Source organism: Pseudonocardia sp. ICBG1142, assembly GCF_020496255.1.
Taxonomy (GTDB): Bacteria; Actinomycetota; Actinomycetes; order Mycobacteriales; family Pseudonocardiaceae; genus Pseudonocardia.
This window is the reverse complement of the sequence record NZ_JAHLJC010000030.1, coordinates 415,287-429,755: the sequence shown is the minus strand read 5'-3', so window position 1 is coordinate 429,755 and position 14,469 is coordinate 415,287. Positions and strand designations below refer to the sequence as shown.

The 14,469-nt window shown below is 72.7% G+C and carries 16 protein-coding genes; 7 read left to right on the top strand and 9 right to left on the bottom strand.

Features of this window, described 5'->3' with window-relative positions; translation table 11 throughout:
* Nucleotides 1-16 precede the first annotated feature (16 nt).
* The 5 genes from KPL59_RS36565 to KPL59_RS16115 all read right to left on the bottom strand — a co-directional run bounded on the left by KPL59_RS36565 (nucleotide 17) and on the right by KPL59_RS16115 (nucleotide 3,143).
* The gene (locus tag KPL59_RS36565) at nucleotides 17-553 is read right to left on the bottom strand and encodes an excalibur calcium-binding domain-containing protein (protein ID WP_305080552.1); all 537 of its coding nucleotides are present in this window, start codon (nucleotides 551-553) and stop codon (nucleotides 17-19) included.
* The gene (locus tag KPL59_RS16130; RefSeq protein WP_226361281.1) at nucleotides 550-951 is read right to left on the bottom strand and encodes a hypothetical protein; all 402 of its coding nucleotides are present in this window, start codon (nucleotides 949-951) and stop codon (nucleotides 550-552) included. The genes KPL59_RS36565 and KPL59_RS16130 overlap by 4 nt, the downstream gene beginning before the upstream one ends.
* A gap of 114 nt (nucleotides 952-1,065) precedes the next feature.
* The gene (locus KPL59_RS16125) at nucleotides 1,066-2,004 is read right to left on the bottom strand and encodes an NADPH:quinone oxidoreductase family protein (RefSeq protein ID WP_226361280.1); all 939 of its coding nucleotides are present in this window, start codon (nucleotides 2,002-2,004) and stop codon (nucleotides 1,066-1,068) included.
* An 81-nt stretch (nucleotides 2,005-2,085) separates the two neighbouring features.
* A complete protein-coding gene (locus KPL59_RS16120; protein ID WP_226361279.1) occupies nucleotides 2,086-2,901 on the bottom strand; it encodes an ergot alkaloid biosynthesis protein in 816 nt (271 codons plus the stop codon).
* Nucleotides 2,898-3,143, bottom strand: coding sequence for a hypothetical protein (locus KPL59_RS16115; RefSeq protein ID WP_226353101.1), 246 nt, complete (start codon nucleotides 3,141-3,143; stop codon nucleotides 2,898-2,900). Before KPL59_RS16115 ends, KPL59_RS16120 begins: the two co-directional genes overlap by 4 nt.
* 193 nt (nucleotides 3,144-3,336) lie before the next feature.
* Here KPL59_RS16115 and KPL59_RS16110 point away from each other — a divergent pair, with 193 nt between their 5' ends.
* Complete coding sequence (locus tag KPL59_RS16110; RefSeq protein ID WP_226361278.1) at nucleotides 3,337-4,050, top strand: TetR/AcrR family transcriptional regulator; 714 nt, start codon at nucleotides 3,337-3,339, stop codon at nucleotides 4,048-4,050.
* A 442-nt stretch (nucleotides 4,051-4,492) separates the two neighbouring features.
* Nucleotides 4,493-5,431, top strand: a complete 939-nt coding sequence (gene whiA, locus KPL59_RS16105; protein WP_226361277.1) for a DNA-binding protein WhiA — start codon at nucleotides 4,493-4,495, stop codon at nucleotides 5,429-5,431.
* A 145-nt stretch (nucleotides 5,432-5,576) separates the two neighbouring features.
* On the opposite strand, the gene KPL59_RS16100 is transcribed toward whiA, so the two are convergent.
* On the bottom strand, nucleotides 5,577-6,341 hold the full coding sequence (locus KPL59_RS16100) for a transposase (protein WP_226361276.1): 765 nt from the start codon (nucleotides 6,339-6,341) through the stop codon (nucleotides 5,577-5,579).
* 88 nt (nucleotides 6,342-6,429) lie between these two features.
* Here KPL59_RS16100 and KPL59_RS16095 point away from each other — a divergent pair, with 88 nt between their 5' ends.
* From KPL59_RS16095 to lnt, 5 genes are all read left to right on the top strand, one after another.
* On the top strand, nucleotides 6,430-6,756 hold the full coding sequence (locus KPL59_RS16095) for a transposase family protein (protein WP_308187936.1): 327 nt from the start codon (nucleotides 6,430-6,432) through the stop codon (nucleotides 6,754-6,756).
* Nucleotides 6,757-6,811: 55 nt separating this feature from the next.
* Nucleotides 6,812-7,759 carry an acetyl-CoA carboxylase biotin carboxylase subunit family protein gene (locus KPL59_RS16090; protein WP_226361275.1) on the top strand — a complete coding sequence of 316 codons (948 nt, stop codon included), beginning with the start codon at nucleotides 6,812-6,814 and terminating at the stop codon, nucleotides 7,757-7,759.
* A 130-nt stretch (nucleotides 7,760-7,889) separates the two neighbouring features.
* Nucleotides 7,890-9,845, top strand: coding sequence for a hypothetical protein (locus KPL59_RS16085; RefSeq protein WP_226361274.1), 1,956 nt, complete (start codon nucleotides 7,890-7,892; stop codon nucleotides 9,843-9,845).
* Between the two features lie 88 nt (nucleotides 9,846-9,933).
* Nucleotides 9,934-11,298, top strand: a complete 1,365-nt coding sequence (gene mptB, locus KPL59_RS16080; protein WP_226361273.1) for a polyprenol phosphomannose-dependent alpha 1,6 mannosyltransferase MptB — start codon at nucleotides 9,934-9,936, stop codon at nucleotides 11,296-11,298.
* A 4-nt stretch (nucleotides 11,299-11,302) separates the two neighbouring features.
* Nucleotides 11,303-12,799 (top strand): apolipoprotein N-acyltransferase, encoded by a 1,497-nt coding sequence (gene lnt, locus KPL59_RS16075; protein WP_226361272.1) that lies wholly within the window; start codon nucleotides 11,303-11,305, stop codon nucleotides 12,797-12,799.
* On the opposite strand, the gene KPL59_RS16070 is transcribed toward lnt, so the two are convergent.
* The 3 genes from KPL59_RS16070 to KPL59_RS16060 all read right to left on the bottom strand — a co-directional run bounded on the left by KPL59_RS16070 (nucleotide 12,774) and on the right by KPL59_RS16060 (nucleotide 14,441).
* A complete protein-coding gene (locus KPL59_RS16070; protein ID WP_226361271.1) occupies nucleotides 12,774-13,352 on the bottom strand; it encodes a GNAT family N-acetyltransferase in 579 nt (192 codons plus the stop codon). The two genes, lnt and KPL59_RS16070, sit on opposite strands and share 26 nt — an antisense overlap.
* A 213-nt stretch (nucleotides 13,353-13,565) precedes the next feature.
* Nucleotides 13,566-13,769 carry a cold-shock protein gene (locus KPL59_RS16065; protein ID WP_020627798.1) on the bottom strand — a complete coding sequence of 68 codons (204 nt, stop codon included), beginning with the start codon at nucleotides 13,767-13,769 and terminating at the stop codon, nucleotides 13,566-13,568.
* A gap of 339 nt (nucleotides 13,770-14,108) precedes the next feature.
* Nucleotides 14,109-14,441 (bottom strand): hypothetical protein, encoded by a 333-nt coding sequence (locus tag KPL59_RS16060; protein WP_020627797.1) that lies wholly within the window; start codon nucleotides 14,439-14,441, stop codon nucleotides 14,109-14,111.
* Between the last annotated feature and the right edge of the window lie 28 nt (nucleotides 14,442-14,469).

The following is a 14,469-nucleotide window of genomic DNA, read 5'->3' as shown; positions in this document are numbered from 1 at the left end:
TGTCGTGGACCCAGCCTCACTCGCAGGCGATGCCGTCGTCGTCCCGGTCCAGGGCCGAGCGGTAGCCCGGGTCACCGCGGTACAGAGGGGCCGCACCGGCGTTGCGGGCCGCGGTGCAGTTGGCGTAGTAGGCCGACCCACCGCCGGACGAGGGGGCCGGGGCGGCGGGTGCCGGCGCCGCCGGGGCGGCCGGGCGCGGGGCCGGTGCGGCCGGGCGCGGCGCCTGCGGGGCGGGGCGCGGTGCGGCGACGGCCGTGTGCGGGGCGGGCGGGGTCGCGACGAGCGGCCGTGCCGGCGCGGGCACGTACGGACGGTCGACGTCGGTTGCCACCGGCGCGTCGGTCGCCGCCGCGGCGGGGGCCACCGGCACGGCCGGTGCCGCGGCCTCGGTCAGCGTGACCGCGGCGGCGCGGTCGTACGTCGTCGATCCCACCGGGTCCTGCGCGGTGACCGTGCCCGCGGCCTCCCCGGCGGTCGCCGGGGAGGGCGGGCCGAGCACGACGTGGGTGAAGCCGGCCTGGGCCAGGACCTCGCGGGCCCGGGCGTCGGTCATGCCGACGACGTCCGGCACCGCGACCGGGGCGGGGGCGGCTGCGGGGACGGGGCGGCCGGTGCCGCGGCCGGCAGCGCCGGCTGCGGTGCGTTCGCGGCACCGATGACGCCGATGGTGGTCGTCAGCAGACAGAGCACGCTGCCCGCCACGCCCAGGGCGAGCCCGGCGCCGCTGCGACCCGCCGTCGTGGTCGCGCCGGTGCGGAACCGGCGCCGACCGGCCTGCGAGAGCGCCCATGCCGGCACCGTCACGAGCAGACCCAGGAACGGGGCCCACCCGGCCACCAGCCCCACGATCCCCAGCCAGAAACCGGCGGTCGCCGGGGTGTTCCCCCGTCGCACGACGGGGATCGGCTGCGTCGCCGGCTCCACGGCGGGCCAGGACTGGGTGGCGGTCATGGGAGGTCCTCTCACGGTGGTCCTACCGGAGCTGCCCACTCCGACGAACGACCTATCGAGAGGTGTGACGTGGCCATTACCGCCCGTCATCAGGGTTGATGACGGCGCCTGCGGTCAGGGCGTGAGCACCAGCTTCCCGACCGCGGAGCGCTCGGCGTAGGCGCGGGTCGCGGTCGCCGCGTCGTCCAGCGACAGGGTCCGCGGGCGGGCCGGGTGCAGCTCCCCGGAGCCGATCCGGCGCAGCACGTCCTCCGCCAGGTCCCGCGAGGCGGCCGGGTCGGTGCGCGACCAGTCGCCCCAGTCCACGCCGACGACGGTCCGGTTCCGCAGCAGCACGAGGTTGGCGGGCAGCTTCGGGATCGCGCCGGAGGTGAAACCCAGCACGCAGAACCGGCCGCCGGCGGCGAGCGCCCGCAGCGCGGCCTCCGCGGCGTCGCCGCCGACCGGGTCGATCACGACGTCCGTACCTCCGCCGGTGTGCCCGCGGATCGTGTCCTTGAGCGAGTCGTAGCCGACGGCGACCTCCGCCCCGGCCTCGAGCGCGGCCGCACGCTTGTCCGGGGTGGACGCGACGGCGAGCACCCGGGCACCGACGGCGCGGGCGTGGTCCACCGCGGCCTGCCCGATCCCGCCGCTCGCCCCGAGCACGACGACCCACTCACCCGGCCGGACGGTGACCCGGTCCCGGAAGGCGAAGGCGATCGTCCCGTGGCTCTCCAGCGAGCTGGCCGCGACGCCCGCGTCGACCCCGTCGGGTACCGGGACCAGGAGGCCCTCCGGGACGACGGCGTGGCTGGCGAACCCGCCGAAGCCCGTGAGCAGGGCGGCGACCCGCCTGCCGTCCGGGGTCGTCCCGGCGATCGCGCTGCCGGGTGTGAACGGCAGCGGCGGCCGCAGCTGGTAGCCGCCGCGGGCGATCAGCCCGTCGACGAAGCTGACCGCGGCGGCCTCGACGGCGACGAGCACCTCGCCCGGACCCGGCCCGGGGGTCGGTTCCTCCACCAGCTCGAACCGCTCCGGATCGGCGAACTCCCGGCAGACCACCCGTCGCACCACGCCTCCTCGCGTCGTCCACTGCGTCCGTGGGTGAGCCTCGCACGCGGTGCCCGGCGATGATCGTCGGTGTGGCCGTGGTCATGACCGCGCCGGGTAGGCCTCCCGCAGGACGTCCCGCACGCTGCGCGGGTCGCGCCCGGTGATCCGGCGCACCGCGTCGCTCGTGCGGGCCTGGGACCCGGTGGCGATGAGCCCGTCGAGCCCGGCGAGCACGGCGGCGTAGTCGGCGGGCATCCCGTCGGCGACGAGCCGGGCGGTCATCTCGGACACGGTCACCGGTCGGCGCCGGGCTGGCCGTCCGGTGACCTCGGTCCAGACCGCGCACACGTCGTCGTAGGACAGGGCCGCGGGCCCGGTGACCACCACGTCCGGTTCGGGTGGTGCCGGGGCGAGCCGCAGCGCGGAGGCGACGGCGGCGATGTCCCCGGCGTCGACGAACGGGATCCGGCCGTTCCCGGTGGCGGTGACCAGCTCACCGGCGCGCAGCCCGCGTGCGGTGAGGTGGTCACCGAGCAGGTTCTGGGTGAACCACGACGGACGCAGCACCGACGGCTCCGGGACCGTGTCCAGGACGAGGTCCTGCACCGCGCCCAACCCGGTCGTGCCGCGTTCGACGGCGGCCGCGCTCAGCAGCACCACCCGGCGCAGACCGCGCCGGACCGCCCGCTCCAGGACGGGGGCGAGGACGGGGGCCGGGTCGGGAGTGGCGAGCGGCGGGAGCAGGTACAGGCTCTCGGCACCCTCGAACGCGGCGTCGTGGGTCGCCGGGTCCAGCCAGTCGAACCGGGGGGAGGTGGACCGGGCGGCCCGGCGGACGCCGGCCCCGGCGGCCTCCAGCAGGTCGGCGCCGCGGCGCCCGGTGGTGCCGGTGGCCCCGGTGACCAGGACGGTCATCGGGCGGCCTCCGCCAGTCCGGTGCGGCCGAACACCTGCTGGACCTCCAGCGGGCTCCAGCGGTCGCGGTGTCCGGTGATGCCTTCCGGGCCGACGGTCACGACCGCAACGTAGCGCAGCGTGTACTCCGCGCGCGGGGAGCCGGGCGCCGCGAACGGGAAGGTCATCGTGCCGTCGGGTGCCCAGGGCGCGGCGAAGCCCGCCATGTCGTGAGCCAGGATCCGGTCCAGGGCCGCGTCCACGGCAGCGTGCCCTTCTGGCGCGTGTCCGTGCACGGCGGTCCGATCGACGACACGGGCGCGACCGCCCTCGCCGAGCTCGTCACCCGGGGGACGACCGCGCCGCGCTGAGCCGGCCGGGTGGTCTTCGTGATCCACTGTCGCGCGGGTCCGGCCCTACTCCCGCCGGGCCCGTCGAGGGAGGAGCATGGTGGGCGTGTCGTCCGACCGCACGGAGCCCGGGGCCGAGGACGACCTCCGGTCCGACGGTCGCAGTACGCGCTGGGACGCACACCGCGCGCGTCGTCGCGAGCAGGTGGTCGACGCGGCGCTGGTCGTGCTGGGCCGCGACGGGGAGGACTTCGGCCTGGACCAGGTGGCGCACGAGGCCGGGGTGACCAAGCCGGTGATCTACCGGCACTTCGGTGACCGGGCCGCGCTGCTCGACGCGATGGCCGAGCGGGCGACCGACCGCCTGATGGAACGGCTCATGCCCGCCCTGTACCGGGAGAGCGCGGCCCGGACGCGGATCCACGACTCGGTCGACGCGGTGATGGGCTTCTTCGACGACTCACCGGGTGTCGACCTGCTGTTCCGTCGCCGACTGCCCGGTCAGCGGGGCGAGGTCGTCGACGCCGGCCGGGAGTTCATCGCCTCCGCACTGACCGGCCTGCTCGGGGCCTACGCCGAGATGCTCGACGTCGACGAGTCCGACCTGGTCCAGGTGTGGTCGCAGTCGGTGGTCGGCGCGGTGCAGGCGACCGCGGAGTGGTGGCTGCGCGGCCGGGCGACCGGGGACACGCTGGATCGCGCCGTCGTCACCGACCACCTGACGGACCTGATCTGGGTGCAGATCGAGGGGATGGCCCGACGGCGGGGGCTCACTCTGGGGCCCGAATCTTTACACCCAACGAGAGCCGAGCCGAAATAGGCGTTACTCCGCGTATAGAGTACCGTCGCGAGCCGGTCGCCCCGGCAGGTCTCGGACCCTCGTGGCGGCCACCGGATGTATCTGTGCACGGGCCCCGCCGGCGGGGAACTCCGGGCGCGCAGTCGTGCGGAGGTGGAGCCATGTCCGAGGGGGCGAACGGCGGGGGTCGGCCGGGTCCGGTACCGGTCGACGATCTGGCGCCCGGTGGGCCGCGGGCGAAGGCCCGGGGCTGTTTGTGCTCGGTTCTCGCGAACGCGGCGTTCCGGGCGGGGATCGAGAGCAGGCCCTGCATCGATCCACGCTGCCCGATGCACGCCGACACGTCCGAGGACTGATCCCGCCACGGTGGGGCGCTCCGGCGCCCCGCCCTACCCGGCAGGGCGGGGTTCGCCTCGGGGGATCTGTTCCCCGCCCTGCCACTTCCCCTCCGCAGGAGACGATCGTGTTCGACCTGGAGCGCGTGACCGCCGAGCTGCAGCGTGAGCTGGGCGCGGTCCGCGAGGAGCGCCCCGGTGTCCGCCATGCCGGGGTCGTCACCCAGCTGCGCCTGGCGGGGGAGGTCGGCGTCCGCGACGGCACGACGACGATCCGCGCCGAGTTCGACTCCCCGGCGCCCGCACTGCGGATGCGCTCCGAGCTCGGGGCGCTGCACGGCCGGGGCGGCCTGCGGGCCGAGGTCGTGACCGGCGGCGGGGGGACCCTGCGCTACCAGGTGCGGGTCACGGCGCCCGGGACCGATCTGGCCCGGGCGACGGGGCTGGTCGACCGGACCGGACGGCCGGTGCTCGGGCTGCCACCGGCCGTCGTCGCGGCGGGGCCCGCCGTGGCCGCCGGGGTCTGGCGTGGGGCGCTGATCGCGCGGGGCCGCGTCGCGAGGCCGGCCGGGCGGGTCCGGCTGGTCGTCAGCTGCCCGGGCCCGGCCGTCGTGCTCGCGCTGGTCGGCGCGGCGCGTGGCCTGGGGGTGCTGGCCGCGCCGCAGGAGACGGTGAGTGAGCACCGGGTCGTCGTGCGGGACCCGGAGAGTGCCGAGGCCCTGCTGCGCAGCGTCGGGGCGCCGGGTGTGGCCGAGGTGCTGAGCCGGGTCCCGGTCGCCCCGCGGGGTACGACCGGCACGGACGGGTCGCTGCAGACGGTGAACGCCCGTCGGGCCGCGACGGCCGCCGCCGCGACGACCGAGCGGGTCCGGGTGGCGCTGCGCGCGCTCGGTGACGACGTCGCCCCCCATCTGCGGGAGACCGCGCTGCTGCGCCTGGAGTGCCCGTCGCTGTCCCTGGCGGAGCTCGGTCGTCTCGCCGACCCGCCGCTGACCAAGGACACCGTCGCCGGGCGGCTGCGCAGGTTGGTCCGGCTCTCCGGCGTCGACGGATCCGACGAGGACTGAGCCCCGCCCGCCACGATCCGCCGTTGCGGCGTGCTCGGGGTACGGTGTGGACTCAAGCATTCGCCGCCTAAATTCGTCGAAATCGGGAGGTTGCTTTTCCATGCCTCGGTCCGACTCAGTCGCCAAGAGGCTTATTCAGGCTCCGTCAGGTAAGTGTGTAGAAGATGAGTCCGATGACTGCCGAGATTGTCGTTTTAAATGTGGCGTAGGGCCGCCGGTAGTCTGTGTGGAGAACTTTCCACGTTTTGATATGGGCGATGACTCGTTCGATGGTGGCGCGTGTGTGGTTGAGGCTCTTGTTGAATGTTTTTTGCCAGTCGAGAAGTTCCCGGCCGGGTGGTTTTTTGAACGGGGTGAGCATGCCGCGCCCGATGTATCCTTTATCGCCGATCGGGGGGGATGTGGCGAGGTGGTCGAGGGCGCCGGATTGGTCGAGGCAATATAGGTCGTGTCGGGAGCCTGGGGTCGGGTCGGAGATCCACGACAGCTGCCCTTCCAGGGTGGCTGCGACCTGGACGACGACGCCGGTGGTGCGATGCTTGCCCGACCACAGACCCGGCACCGCGGCCCATGACCAGCAGGGCAGCAAGGTTCCATCGATGATGTACTGCCGATCGGCACGAAGCTCCTCTGCCGTCGGAACGACACTCCGCAGCGCCTGTGCCAGCAACGGTGTCACCCCCGTGATCGCTCGACTAACCGTCGACTGCGACACCCCATAGGTTTCCGCCAACTCCCACTGCACACGATTCCCGCGCAGATACGCCAACGTGATCACCACCGACCAGAACAACCCCAGAACCGGCGGCCAAGACAAACATGCCTCCGTCGCGTCCCGCTGATCCTGCTCATACACTATAGCGACAAGATCCTGAATTTCATCACGCCGGAAACCAGTGGTATAGTACATACTGCGGCAGCCCGTTCATCTCGGATTGATTCGGCAAACCAATATTCGCGATGGACGGGCTGTCGCCCAACCCGACACGCCGGGCTAGATCGTTATTTCACGGGGCCTGAATAAGCCTCATTGCCTCGACCAATCCGGCGCCCTCGACCACCTCGCCACATACCCCCCGATCGGCGATAAAGGATACATCGGGCGCGGCATGCTCACCCCGTTCAAAAAACCACCCGGCCGGGAACTTCTCGACTGGCAAAAAACATTCAACAAGAGCCTCAACCACACACGCGCCACCATCGAACGAGTCATCGCCCATATCAAAACGTGGAAAGTTCTCCACACAGACTACCGGCGGCCCTACGCCACATTTAAAACGACAATCTCGGCAGTCATCGGACTCATCTTCTACACACTTACCTGACGGAGCCTGAATAAGCCTCGAGGAAACCGTGGAATGGGCCGGCGCGATCAATTCGGTGCTGCTCGACAACCCGCGGCTGTTCGGGCAGGCGATGCTGCTCCGGGACAAGGCGCTGATGAAGCGTCGCGCGCAGCTCGGCGGGATCCGGGTGGGCATCTTCGAGGAGGCCCACGACCGTGACGACATCGTCCGCTTCCTCAAGCGCGTCAACCAGACCCTGCTGAAGCTCGACGGCGACCCGAACGACCCGATCCACATCAAGGCCTTCGACAAGGCGGGGTGCCTCGGGCACCGCGTGGTGCGCACCTACGAGGACATCGACAACATCCCGGACGAGGAGTTCCCGCTCCTGATGGAGTCCCACCTCGACGGATGGGAGTTCGCCGTCGAGGCGTGGGTGCACAAGGGGAAGATCAAGTTCCTCAACATCTCCGAGTACGTCACCCTCGGCTACTCGGTGTTCGTGCCGGCGACCCCGGAGCTGGAGAAGTACCGGCCCGCGATCACCGCCCAGATCGAGAAGCTGATCAAGACCTTCGACATCGAGTTCGGCTTCGTCCACCCGGAGTACTTCGTCACCTCCGACGGCGAGATGTACTTCGGCGAGGTCGCGTACCGGCCGCCGGGCTTCAAGGTCTTCGAGCTGCTCGAGCGCTCCTACGGCTTCAACGCCTACCAGGGCCTCGTGCTGGCGTTCGACCCGAAGACCACCGAGGAGGAGATCGACGCCTTCTTCCCGAAGGAGGTCGAGGGTGCCTCCGGCGTGGCGGGCTGCTTCGGGGTCTACCCGCGCCGCCGCGTCGTCAGCAGCCTGCAGATCCCCGAGGAGACCGAGGACGACGACTACTACGAGTCGCACGACCTCACGTCGCCGGTCGAGGAGACGGTGACGAAGAGGACCGCGTTCGGCACACACTGGGGTCTGCTGTACTTCTTCGGGGACGACCCCTACCGGATGCGGGATCTGTTGAAGAAGCAGGAAGAACTCGACTTCTACGTCTGAGGGCGGGTACCCCGCCCACGGCCGTGGAGCCCGAACGAGGGAAGCCGTGTGAAACCGACCGTCGACGTCGCGAGTGGGACCTCCGTGCTGGACAGGCGCCTGGTCTCGCTCGACGACGCCACCCGCGACCTTGCCCGGACCCCGGACCCCGGACTTCGGCAAGACGACGAAGATCCGCAGGGTTCTGGAGCAGCTCCGTCGCGTGCTGCTGCAGGAGGGTGGCCCCGCCGCCGTTCAGGCCCGTGCCCGGCAGCTGGAGGAGGCCGGCGTGTTCGCCGGCACCGACTGGGCCCAGCCCGACATCCTCGTCCCGGCGTTCGTCGGGGCGGGGCTGCACAGCGGCGTCGCCGACACGGTGGTGATGGAGGCGACCAGCGAGCTGCGGATGCTCGCGGTCGCCCTCGGGGAGTACGACCACCCCGCGATCTCGGCCGACGAGGCCCGCCAGTTCCTGTCCCAGGTGCTGGCGATGAACCTGGAGCTGCTGTTCACCCCGCCGACCGAGGCGGAGCGGGTCCACGAGGGCCGGACGGCCCAGATGATCCGCGACCTGTTCCGGCACATCGCCGAGGGCATCGGCTACGACAGCATCCTCGACAAGCTGGTCGCCGAGATCTGGCGGATCCTGCGCCAACGTCCGATCCAGGTCGACCAGGTGACGTCGCTGATCACCCGGCTGTCGGTGTGGCGCGGCGACCCCAGCGTCGACCTGTCCTCAGGGCAGGGCCTCGATCGGCTGATCACCGCGCTGTTCGGGACCACCGAGGCGAGTCGCGAGGACCCGGGCATCGACGTCTTCCGCTCGCGTCTGGAGGCGATGGACACCGGCGGCCTGCAGTACGAGGCGGCCGGGTTCGCCCGGGCCATGCACGACACCGGGCTCGTGTCGCCGTACCACGCGGAGCTGCTGCAGTTCCTGCGGCACGAGAGCGACTACCTGCTCGCCGAGGCGCTCGGCCTGTCCGACACCGGCAAGAACTGCCTGCTGCGCTTCCGCGACCTGGTCCACCGGCTGATCGAGGAGGCCGTCACCCCGCACACCGCGCAGTGCATCTACGGTCTGGCGCTGCTGCTCGACCGCGGGATCCTCTACGAACCGCCGGTCGTGCCCGGGCTGTGGCGCCAGATCGCGCTCGAGATCGGCCCGGCCGCCCGGGAACGCCTGGTCGCCGCGTTCAGCGAGCAGCCCGAGCCCGAGGTACGGCTGCTGGCCGGCGTGCTGTCGATGCTGGGCCAGCCGCTCGGCGTCGGGCAGGGTGACAACCCCACCTGCCAGTCCGCGCGCGCCCTGTCGATGTGGGCTTACAACGACCCGGACTACCTGCTCCAGATGGTCGTCTGGGCGGCCCGCGACGACGAGATCGTCATGCACTTCGAGGGGCAGCGGATCTCGTCGCAGGAGATCGGGGCCGGGGTCGCGGAGAAGCTGCCGATCGACCTCGACCCGGTGTCGCTGGTCGTCGTCCCACACCTGGACCGGATCTACGCCGAGATGGGCCGTCGCTGCGCGGACCGGCCCGGGGACCCGCACCGCTGGGTCAACCCGGAGTTCCACGGCTGGTGGGCGGCCCGCGGCTTCCACATCAACGTCGACGTCGAAACCGGCAACCTCATCGACCTCGACGCCTTCCTGCGCCAGTTTCACGCCGGCTACCACCCCGCCTACAACGGCGGACAGCCGCTGATCCACCCGCAGCCCGCCGGGATCGCGGTGACCGACAGCGCCGCCCGCTACGTCGGCTGGCACGCCATCGCGATCCTGCGGGTCGCGCCGGACCCCAGCGACGTGATGCGGGTGTACTTCTACAACCCGAACAACGACAGCGGACAGGACTGGGGCGACGGCGTCGTCGTCTCGACGGCGGGCAACGGGGAACGCTTCGGCGAGGCGTCGCTGCCGTTCGACCAGTTCGCGTCGCGGCTCTACATCTTCCACGGTGACCCGCTGGAGCTCGGCGAGCCCGGCCGCGTGCCCGCCGAGGTCATCGACACGATCGTCGGCTACATCGAACGCAGCTGGGGCGTCGACCGGCTCCCCGCGGGTGCACTCCAGGCCTCCGACGGCCCGGCGGCCCCGACCGTCTGACCCGGCCGTGGGGGAGGAACGCCGCCCGGATCCGCCGCCGCTTGCGCCGGGTCCCACCGAGGAAGCTCCGCCTGAGCCCGGGGCCGTCGTGGTGCCGACGGTGCTCGGCGCCGCCGGAGCGGTGCTGCTGACCGGAGGTGCCTGGGCGGTGGTGCTCCGCCCCGGGTCGGCGCTCGCGCTCGGCGCCGCGGTGGCCGGGACGGGGCTGGTCGTCGTGGCCTGGCTGCTGCTGGTGCGCGCACCGGTGACCCCCGCCCACGCGGTGCGTGCGCTGCTCGCCTGGGCCGCGCCGCTGCTCGTCGCGCCGCCGCTGTTCTCCCGCGACGTGTACAGCTACCTCGCCCAGGGGATGGTCGCGCTCGGCGGGGCCGACCCGCACCGGACCGGTCCGGCGGCCGGGCTGCCCGCCGGGTCGCCGGTCCTCGCGCGGGTCGACGGCTACTGGTGGGAGACCCCGTCGCCCTACGGGCCGGTGACCGACCTGTGGCAGAAGGCGGTCGCCGCCGTCGCCGGGGACGGGGTGGTCGTCGGGGTGGCGGCGTACCGGATGCTCGCCGTCGTCGCGGTGGCGGGGATCGCGTGGGCCGTGGTGTACCTGGCCCGGGAGCACGGGGTCCCGCCCGGGACGGCACTGGCGTGGGGGGTCGCGAACCCGCTGGTCCTCTGGCACGTCGTCGGCGGGATGCACAATGACGGGCCGATGCTCGCGCTGCTGCTCCTGGGGCTCGCCGTCGGGCTGCGCGGGCCGCGGACGTCGCTCGTCGCCGGCACCGCGCTCGTCGCGCTGGGGGCGCTGGTGAAGGTCCCCGCGGCGGCCGGGCTCGTGGTCCTGGCGGTCGCCGCGACCCGGTCCGCGTCCGGCCGCGCCCACCGGTGGGCCGCGGTCGCACTGGTCGCGGGGGTCTCCGTGGCGGTCGCGCTCGTGGTGTCTTCCGTCGAGGTCGGCGCGGGGAGCTGGCTCGCCGCGGTCTCCGCACCCGGGCAGCTGTTCAGCTGGATGGCGCCGACCAACTGGGCCGCGGCGCTCGCGGGCGTGCTCGGTGCGGACCCGGCCGCGGCGCTGACGGTGGCGCGGACCGTCGGGACGGTGCTCGCCGCGGTGCTCGCGGCCGGGGTGCTCGTGGCGCAGGCCCGCGGCCGGACCACCGCGACGACGGCGCTCGGCCTGGTGCTCGGCGCCGTCGTCGTGCTCGGGCCGGTGCTGCATCCGTGGTACCTGCTGTGGGCCCTGACCCCGCTGGCCTGCGTGCCGCACCGACCGCGGCCGTGGGCAGTGCTGACCGGAGTCGTGGCGGTGTCCGCGGTGCTGGTGCCGCCGCTCGCGGGGGACTTCTCCGGTCGGCCGGGGCAGCTCGCGGCCGCCTACGCGGGCGCGCTGCTCGTCGTCGGCGTGGTGGTGGCGGTGCTCGTCCGGACCCGCGCGCGGGCCCGCGCCGCGACCGGATCATGCTGACCCCGTGGTGAAGGCACTCGCGCCGCGGATCGCGGCGGTCGTCGTCGGCGGGGTGCTGCTGCACCTGGCGTTCCCGCCGCGCACCGTGTGGTGGACCGCGATCGTGGCGTTCGCGCTGCTCTGGTGGGCACTGTCCGGGGTCCGGGTACGCCGTGCCGCGTGGCTGGGTGCGGTGTTCGGGTTCGCGTTCTACCTGGCGCACCTGATGTGGATCCAGGACTTCCTGGGCCGCGACTACGGGCCGTTCCCGTGGGTCGGGCTGTCGCTGGTGATGGCGGGGTTCCCGGCGCTCGGCGGCGCACTCGTCGCCCTCGCCGCCCGGCTGCCCGCCGCGCCGGTGTGGGGTGCGCTCGCGTTCGCCGCGCAGGAGTGGCTGCAGAGCAGGTTCCCGCTGAACGGTTTTCCCTGGGGCCGGGTCGCCTTCGGGCAGGTCGAGGGCCCGTTCCTGCCGCTGGCCGCGATCGGTGGGGCCCCGCTGGTGTCGGTCGCGGTGGTCGCGGCCGGATTCTGCGTGGCGGCGTTCCTGCAGCATCCCCGCCGGTTCGTCGGCCTCGTCCCGGTCGTGGCGATCGTGCTCGTGCTGCTCGCGGTGCCGACCCCGCCCGTCGACGCCCAGGACGGCACCCGCACCGTCGCGGTCGTGCAGGGCAACGCCCCCGACATCGGGCTCGGCCTGTTCTCGGCCGGTCGGACCCTGCGCGCGAACAGCCTCACCGAGACCTCCGTGCTGGCCGACCGGGTCCGGTCCGGCGCGGTCGCGCGGCCGGACCTCGTCGTGTGGCCGGAGAGCTCGCTGTCGACCGACGGCGTCGACCCGGCGGTCGACCGGGCCGTCGACGCGCTCGGCGTGCCGTTCCTGATCGGCGCCAACTACGAGGCGGGTGCGACCGACACCGAGAACGCCGTGGTCGTCTGGAACCCGGGGACCGGGGCGGGGGAGCGCTACGCGAAGCAGGAGCTCGTGCCGTTCGGCGAGCGCATCCCACTGCGGGCGGTCACGCAGTACCTGACCCCGTTCGTCGCCCTGGCCGACTTCACCCCGGGTACTGCGCCCGGGGTCCTGCCCGTCGCGGGCACCCGGGTGGCGACGGCGATCTGCTACGAGACCGCCTACGACCACGTGCTGCGCGACGGCGTCGCCGACGGGGGTTCGCTGCTGGTGATCCCGACCAACAACGCCTGGTACGGGCGGGGCGAGATGACCTGGCAGCACCTCGCGATGTCGCGGCTGCGGGCCGTCGAGCACGGCCGGGCCGCGGTCGTCGCGGCGCTGTCCGGGGCGAGCGCGGTGATCCGGCCGGACGGCTCCGTCGTCGCCCGGACCGGGCTCTACACCGCCGACACCCTGGTCGAGCAGGTGCCGCTGCGCACCGAGCTGACGTTCGCGACCCGCTGGGGCGCCTGGTTCGAGCACGGTCTGGCGCTCGCCGGGCTGCTCGCCGCCGCGGCCGGGTACCTGCTGCGCCGCCGGGAGCTCAGCCGGACGTCGACCGGCGCATGACCACCCGCGGGAACCCGCCCGACACCCCGGTGGTCTCCGCGGCGACCGTGAACCCGCCCGCCTCGAACAACGCGCGGGTGCCGACGTAGGCCATCGTCAGGTCGACCCGGGCTCCCCGGTTGTCCACCGGGTAGCCCTCGACGGCCGGTGCGCCCTGGTCGCGGGCGTACCCGACGGCCCCGGCGAGCAGGGCGTGCGCGATGCCGCGGCCCCGGTGGCCGGCACGGACCCGGAAGCACCACACCGACCAGACCGGGAGGTCGTCGACGCGCGGGATGGTGCGGGAGCGGGCGAACGGCAGCTCCGCGCGAGGGGCCACGGCGGCCCAGCCGACCGGTTCGCCGTCGTCGTGGGCGACGACGCCGGGTGCGACCGCGCGGGTCGTCAGCTCCCGGACGTACTCGGCCCGGGCCCGGCCGGTCAGGGCACGGTTCCGCGCCGCGGGCAGCCGGTGCGAGAGGCACCAGCAGACCGACGCGTCGGGGGAACGCTTCGGGCCCAGCAGGGTCGCGAGGTCGTCGAAGGAGGTGGCCGGAGCGACGACGAGGGGCACCGCGCCACGCTAGCCCGGGCACGTGTCGCCGAGCATCCGGCGCCCGCGGGCCTCGATGCCGTCGTACCCGGGAAACCGGCCTCGATCAGCGCGGACCGACCGACGGCGACCGGGTGCCAACGACCCGGAAGACGCCGATGGCGGCACCCCCAGTGGGGATGCCGCCATCGGACGGAGGAACTACTGCCCGGCGCTACGGCCGGGCGGGGTGTCTCAGCGAGGGGACACCGAGGAGGCCTGCGGGCCCTTGGCGCCCTGCGTGACCTCGTAGGACACGGCCTGGTTCTCCTGCAGCTCCTTGAAGCCGCTGCCCTCGATCGCCGAGTAGTGGACGAACACGTCAGCGCCGCCGTCCTCGGGAGCGATGAAGCCGAAGCCCTTCTCGGCGTTGAACCACTTCACGGTTCCGTTGGTCATGGTGACTCCTTGTCATGCAGCTTTCGGACGGAACAACCACGTCGTGCGGCTGCCCGGGTCAGAGGAATTCCCAGACGGCAGCCAGCTTCAGCTACACCAAAGACAGCGGATCCGCCCGCATCATCATTCTGCGGACGCGTGCGAAACACGAAACTCAGAACTACGGTGACCGAGAGGAACGGTACCGCAGCACGCGGTGTGGACCAAACACCCGTTCCTTCCGGCAGGCCCTGAGGTGTCGATCCCGGGTCCGTGACCTGCTGATCATGGTGCCTATCGTGACCCTCGTCACTGACGGTCGTCGCCCCGGTCCCCGGGGCGACGACCGTCGTCGGGGGATCAGGCGTCGGTGGCGGCCCGCTGTCGCACCGCGATGGGTGCGCCGGCGAGGTCCTCCTCGTTGCAGAGCAGCTTGAGCTCGTAGTACGCGGCCTCCGAGGCCTCGTTGTAGTCGAGGTGGATGGCGATCACGTCCACCGGCTCGCCCAGCCAGGTCTGGGTCTCGCGCAGCCACTGCGCGGCACGTTCCAGTGCGGTCGGGAGGTCGTTGTCGCGGAACTGGACCGGGCGGAACGGTACGTCCTGGATCCCGTCGAGCTGGTGTGCCGGGCGGGGGAGGCCACCGGCCAGTCCCGCGTCGTCCAGTTCGAGCGCTACCGGGTTCTCACTCATTCCTCCAGGATCCCGCATCACGCCCTGT

Coding starts and splice junctions, on each gene's coding strand:
- KPL59_RS36565 (WP_305080552.1), bottom strand. CDS start 553: ATGACCGACGCCCGGGCCCGCGAGGTCCTGGCCCAGGCCGGCTTCACC.
- KPL59_RS16130 (WP_226361281.1), bottom strand. CDS start 951: ATGACCGCCACCCAGTCCTGGCCCGCCGTGGAGCCGGCGACGCAGCCG.
- KPL59_RS16120 (WP_226361279.1), bottom strand. CDS start 2,901: ATGACCGTCCTGGTCACCGGGGCCACCGGCACCACCGGGCGCCGCGGC.
- KPL59_RS16100 (WP_226361276.1), bottom strand. CDS start 6,341: ATGTACTATACCACTGGTTTCCGGCGTGATGAAATTCAGGATCTTGTC.
- KPL59_RS16065 (WP_020627798.1), bottom strand. CDS start 13,769: ATGACCAACGGAACCGTGAAGTGGTTCAACGCCGAGAAGGGCTTCGGC.
- KPL59_RS16060 (WP_020627797.1), bottom strand. CDS start 14,441: ATGAGTGAGAACCCGGTAGCGCTCGAACTGGACGACGCGGGACTGGCC.